The following is a 1,055-nucleotide window of genomic DNA, read 5'->3' as shown; positions in this document are numbered from 1 at the left end:
ATAAGGGGTATCCATTTAGCTCCACCTCTCATTTATTCCTCCTTAGCCTTCCTCACAACGACGTTCTCGTAAGTCACCGGTTCAGTTGCAACAGCCTGCTGCAACAATCGGTAAAACAACATCCCTCGCGATCTTGAAGAACGGCGATTAAATCGGAACACGAACTCATCAAGGTAAGCGTCAAGTTGTTCGGGCCGAACAGCCCCATGATGGGTGCCAAGTAGCCAGCGTTTAATCAGTGAAGCGACACGGTGTACGCCCGGCATTGAGGTATGTGCAGGCGTTTCCGAACCCAGCATGACTTTTCGATCATGCTGGTAACCGAGCTCATGTAGCTTCACATACATACCCGCGCCATCGGTGCGGACATGGCTGCCGGTTTCTATTGAGTTCTGGATAAAGGGCAGGACATTACCCTTCGTGTCATCATCAATGCGACGCAAGCGAATCCGACCGAAGCCTTGGGGCTCCTTTATCTCCACCGCAAGAATGATAAGTACGCGCTGTGTATGGCTTTTCCGCTTGCTTCTATCCCCCGGCCGGCCATCAGTCATATCCAGATAGGTTTCATCGACCTCGACCAAACCGTGCAGTTTTTCTCTACCCGGCCTGATCATCGCCCGGCGATACCGATGCAGAATCATCCAGGCTGTCTGGTAGCTTCCCAAGCCTAATACCCGCTGCAAGCCAAGCGCGCTTACACCTTGCTTCTGATTGGTCAGATACCATGCTGCCGCCAGCCACACTCGGAGTGGTGTTCTCGTCTTGCTAAAAATCGTACCGGCAGTAACAGAGCTTTGATAACGACAGTGGCGACAAATCAATCGACCGCGATTCGCTCTATGCGGCTTCCCCGCCAGGGCACAGGATGGACACACGAAGCCTTCTGGCCAACGGAGTTTTTCGAGATAAGCAAGACAGGCATCCTCAGTGGAAAACCAGTCCAGGAATGCATTCCAATTTTGGGGGTAGTCTTTGCCGGCAATCGGGGATAAAGTATGGATATCCATCCAGTAGTTATACGCTATGTGGAGCTAAATGGATACCCCTTATAT

1 protein-coding gene is annotated in these 1,055 nt (G+C 51.7%); it reads right to left on the bottom strand.

Annotated elements, in window-relative coordinates; genetic code table 11:
• Positions 1–32: 32 nt before the first annotated feature.
• Positions 33–1,010: an IS1595 family transposase gene (locus HNR64_RS16990; RefSeq protein WP_022959703.1), complete on the bottom strand. Its 978-nt coding sequence runs from the start codon at positions 1,008–1,010 to the stop codon at positions 33–35.
• Positions 1,011–1,055: the final 45 nt, after the last annotated feature.

The organism is Spongiibacter marinus, assembly GCF_016906995.1.
Lineage (GTDB): Bacteria > Pseudomonadota > Gammaproteobacteria > Pseudomonadales > Spongiibacteraceae > Spongiibacter > Spongiibacter marinus.
Note: the sequence above shows the minus strand (reverse complement) of the source record. Positions and strands in the feature narration are given on the sequence as shown.